The organism is Geminicoccus sp. (genome assembly GCF_035556675.1).
In the GTDB taxonomy this organism is placed as follows: Bacteria; Pseudomonadota; Alphaproteobacteria; order Geminicoccales; family Geminicoccaceae; genus Geminicoccus.
Genome location: NZ_DATMFZ010000035.1, coordinates 1 through 4271, shown reverse-complemented (window position 1 = coordinate 4271; position 4271 = coordinate 1). Strand labels below are relative to the sequence as shown.

Below are 4271 nucleotides of genomic sequence, written 5' to 3'. Positions count from 1 at the left end.
CCCCGGCCAGGATCGGCAGCTCCGCGCCGTGGGTGTCGAACTTCAGGAAATAGGGCGGGGGCAGGGCGTGCTGGGCGATCAGCGTGTCGAGCCGGACCGAGCGGATCCGCTGCGCGTTCGGGTCGGTGGCGCCTTGCAGGGCGATCCCGCCGGTCCGGTCGGTCTTGAGCATGCCGACCTCGCCGTCATGCTCGGCCAGGGCGGCGACCTCGCCCACTAGGCCCGGCAGCTTCTTGGCCAGCCCGTCCCAGACCGGCCGGAAGCTCTCGTCCATGTCGATCAGCAGCACCCGGGCGCCCGGCCAGTGCTCGACGAACGACAGGGCGTCGTCGCCCTTGCCCGAGCCCAGGCAGACCAGCGTGCCGATCTCGTCGACATTGGCGCGCAGGCGCTGGAGGGCGGAGGCCAGCGAGGTCGGGTGCGCCAGCATCGCCTGGCGGGACAGCGCCGGGGCTGCCGGTGCCGCGGGTGGCGTCGGGGCACGCGACGCCGGCGGCTCGTCGCGAAACGCGACCGCGGCCCGCCGGAGCCTGGTCAACAGAGCGGATCGGCCGGTCATGCCCGTCTCCAAGGGGTTGCTGCCGCAGGTGCCGCCTTGGCACCAGCAGCAGGCCCCCTTGGCGATGGCGGCCCGGCATCGTCAAGGCCGGAATGCGCCGGCTCATGCTGCATCTGCGAAGGGAACATGCACGCCCGCCCTTCACCGATCGGCCCTGCGGTGCTATGGGGGCCGCGCTCGCCGGACGGGCTGGACGTCCGAGGCCCGAGGTTTCCTGTTCATGAAGATCGTCGCTGCCAACAGCAATCGCCCGCTCGCCGAGGCGATCGCCGCGTCCTTGCGGATGCCCCTGACCGCAGCCAGCGTCCAGCGATTCGCGGACATGGAAGTGTGGGTCGAGATCCACGAGAACGTCCGTGGCGAGGACGTGTTCATCATCCAGTCGACCAGCTATCCGGCCAACGACCACCTGATGGAGCTGCTGGTCTGCATCGACGCGCTCCGGCGCGCCTCGGCCAGGCGGATCACCGCGGTGGTGCCCTATTTCGGCTATGCGCGGCAGGACCGCAAACCCGGCCCACGGACGCCGATCTCGGCCAAGCTGGTGGCGAATCTGATCACCCGCGCCGGCGCCGACCGGGTCCTGACCCTCGAGCTGCATGCCGCGCAGATCCAGGGCTTCTTCGACATTCCGGTGGACAACATGTTCACCACCCCGATCATGGTCCCGGACATCATCGCCAATCTCGGCACCGAGGATCTGGTGATCGTCTCCCCCGACGTGGGCGGGGTCAGCCGGGCGCGCGGCTTCGCCAAGCGCATGGGCGTCCAGCTGGCGATCGTCGACAAGCGCCGCGAGAAGCCGGGTGCTTCCGAGGTCATGAACGTGATCGGCGAGGTCGCCGGCAAGCGCTGCATCCTGGTCGACGACATCGTCGATTCCGGCGGGACCCTGTGCAACGCCGCCACGGCGCTGCTCAAGGCAGGTGCCCGCAGCGTGCAGGCCTACTGCACCCATGGCGTGCTCAGCGCAGGGGCGGTCGCCCGGGTGGCGGCCTCCGACCTGGAGCGCCTGGTGATCACCGATTCGATCCGGCCGACCGAGGCGGTCCGGGTCACCGACAAGATCCGCGTGGTCTCGGTCGCGCAGTTCATGGGCGAGGCGATCAAGCGGATCTCCAGCGAGGCTTCGGTCAGCTCGCTGTTCGACTGAGCGGCCGGCTGGTCCACGCATAGTTGTTTTTTGCCTGTCCGGGGCCGGGCATGGGGCCCGAGGTGCCGGAGGGGCGGAGTGTAGAGTGATGAGTGACGTTCTGACCTTGAGCGCCGAGGCGCGCTCCAGCCACGGCAAGGGCCCGGCCCGCGCGCTGCGCCGCGCCGGCAAGGTGCCGGCGATCATCTACGGGCCGGGCGGCGAGCCCGAGATGTGCGCCCTGGTGTTCAACGAGCTGAAGAAGGTCGCCGGCCGGCGCAGCTTCTTCAACCAGATCGTGTCGCTCGACTTCGGCGATGGCCGCACCGTGCGCGTCCTGCCGCGCGAGGCGCAGTACCATCCGGTCACCAGCGAGCCGCTGCATGTCGACTTCTACCGCGCCGGCGAGCATGCCACCGTGGTGGTCGAGCTGCCGGTGGTGTTCATCAACGAGCTGGCCTCGCCCGGCCTGAAGCAGGGCGGCACGCTCAACGTGGTGCGCCGTGCCATCGAGGTGCAGGTCCCGGCCGATGCCATCCCGGACCATCTCGAGGTCGACCTCACCGGCCGCGAGATCGGCGACAGCGTGCATATCAGCCATGTGACCCTGCCCGAGGGCGTGAAGCCGACCATCACCGATCGCGACTTCACGATCTGCTCGATCGTCCCGCCGACGGTCGCCCCGGAGGCCTGAGCCGTGCGGATGCCGGGCCCGGCGGCGAGCCGGACATGAAGCTCTTCGTCGGGCTCGGCAATCCGGGCGACCAGTACGCGCACAACCGGCACAATGTCGGCTTCATGGCGCTGGAGGCGCTCGCGTCGCGTCATCGCGCGTCGAACTGGCTGCGCAAGTGGCAGGGGCGGGTCGCCGACGCCACGCTCGGCACCGAGCGCGTCCTGCTCCTGCTGCCGCAGACCTTCATGAACCTGTCCGGCCACGCGGTGGCCGAGGCCGCGCGCTTTCACAAGATCGCGCCGGCCGACATCGTGGTGTTCCACGACGAACTGGACCTGGCGCCCGGCAAGGTCCGGGTGAAGCTGGGCGGCGGGGTCGCCGGGCATAACGGCCTGCGCTCGATCCGCGACTGCCTGGGCACGCCCGACTACCGCCGCGTGCGGATCGGCATCGGCCATCCCGGCCACAAGGAAAAGGTGCTGGGCCATGTGCTGGGCGACTTCGCCAAGGCGGAGCGGCCCTGGCTGGCGGCCCTGCTCGACGCCCTGGCCGATGCGGCACCCATGCTCGCTGCCGGCGACGATGCCGGCTTCATGAACCGGGTGGCCATGCTGACCGCCCCGCCCAAGCCCGAGAAGCCGGCCCGGCCGGCAGCACCGGCCGCCGAACGACCTGCCGGCGAATGATCCGCGGGCCCGGCCGGCTGGTGCCGGGCGGGCCCGTTACGGATTGAGCCAGCACTCCGTCGCCCTTCCCCCCGGAGGCGACGGAGTGCTGGCTGGCCGCGCAGCGCCTCAGGGCGCTGCGTCGACATCGACCTCCGAGACCGCGGAGTCGACGTCGCCCTGCCAGGACACCTTGATCCGGAGCGGGCAGCCGTCGAGGTTGCGGTTGGAAGAACGGTAGCGGTACTGCGCATATTGCGGCGAGGCCGGATCGACCACCGGCACGATCGTGGCCGTGCCCGTGGTCTTGGTGGGCGTGCGGCCGGTGGTGAGCGCAGGATGGGTGATGGTGATGGCGGGCAGCGTGCCGATGAGGTTCGGCAGGCCGGCGCGGTGCACCCAGCCCTGCACCTCCAGCTCATCCTTGCTTGCGTCGGCGCGGTCACGGCACTGGGTGCGCGTGACGCTGACCTCGTTGCTGCTGCGGTTCACCGGGTCGCCGGTATCGGCTTCCAGCGTGTGGTAGTAGAGCTGCTTGGTCCCGTTCTCGGAGCCCAGATAACCCTCGATCGAGATCAGGGAGCCCACGGCCACGGTCTTCTCGTCGATCTGGAAGCCGAAGACGTTCATGGGCGCGCTGCCGGGGATGACCGGGCTGTTGCTCCTGACGACCGGCAAGTGGTCGACCGTCAGCGGGTCGTTCGAGGTTACCTCGCCCACGACCACGTTCTCATTGACGTCGGAGAACACCTCGGTCGCGGTGACGACGCCGCCCGTGCTGCCGCCCGTGACGATCGCGGTGCCGCCGACGAAGCCCTGGCTCCGCCCGGGCAGCGGGTCATTCAGGCTGTTGAGCGGAACGCCGACCACGGTGGGCGTGTCGGCCCGCCCGCTCGGCACGTTGATCTCGATGCCCATCACCGTGATGGAGTTGGCTCCGATCGCGTCGATCGGGCCTTCGATGACGAGTTCCGGCGGCGGCACCTGGGCCGTTGCCGAGGATGCGGCGGCGAGGGCGGCCAGGACGATGGCCGAGCTGCCGGCGAGCGACCTGCAGGACATGGCTTTGCTCCAGGCGGTGCGGACTTGCGCCGGCCACCGCCGCACGTTGGACGAAGTTGGCTGATGCTGGTGAGCGAGGGCTCCGGCCTCGGTCCTGCCTGGACGCGGCTACGCCCTGCTGCTCTGGCTGATCCGCAGAGGCGCGTGTCCGCCGTCCTGAAAACTACGAGACTTCAT

4 protein-coding genes and 1 pseudogene are annotated in these 4271 nt (G+C 70.0%); 3 read left to right on the top strand and 2 right to left on the bottom strand.

The window, feature by feature from the left end:
* Positions 1–559: pseudogene (locus tag VNS22_RS02575) on the bottom strand (hypothetical protein); the annotation flags it as partial.
* 220 nt (positions 560–779) lie between these two features.
* Between VNS22_RS02575 and VNS22_RS02570 the strand changes: the two are divergent.
* The 3 genes from VNS22_RS02570 (at position 780) to pth (ending at position 3053) form a co-directional block, all read left to right on the top strand.
* Positions 780–1712, top strand: coding sequence for a ribose-phosphate pyrophosphokinase (locus VNS22_RS02570; protein WP_325729303.1), 933 nt, complete (start codon positions 780–782; stop codon positions 1710–1712).
* Between the two features lie 88 nt (positions 1713–1800).
* Positions 1801–2385 (top strand): 50S ribosomal protein L25/general stress protein Ctc, encoded by a 585-nt coding sequence (locus VNS22_RS02565; protein WP_325729301.1) that lies wholly within the window; start codon positions 1801–1803, stop codon positions 2383–2385.
* Between the two features lie 35 nt (positions 2386–2420).
* Positions 2421–3053 carry an aminoacyl-tRNA hydrolase gene (gene pth / locus VNS22_RS02560; protein ID WP_325729298.1) on the top strand — a complete coding sequence of 211 codons (633 nt, stop codon included), beginning with the start codon at positions 2421–2423 and terminating at the stop codon, positions 3051–3053.
* 108 nt (positions 3054–3161) lie between these two features.
* Here the strand turns inward: pth and VNS22_RS02555 are convergent, their stop codons facing one another.
* Positions 3162–4094 (bottom strand): hypothetical protein, encoded by a 933-nt coding sequence (locus VNS22_RS02555; protein WP_325729296.1) that lies wholly within the window; start codon positions 4092–4094, stop codon positions 3162–3164.
* Between the last annotated feature and the right edge of the window lie 177 nt (positions 4095–4271).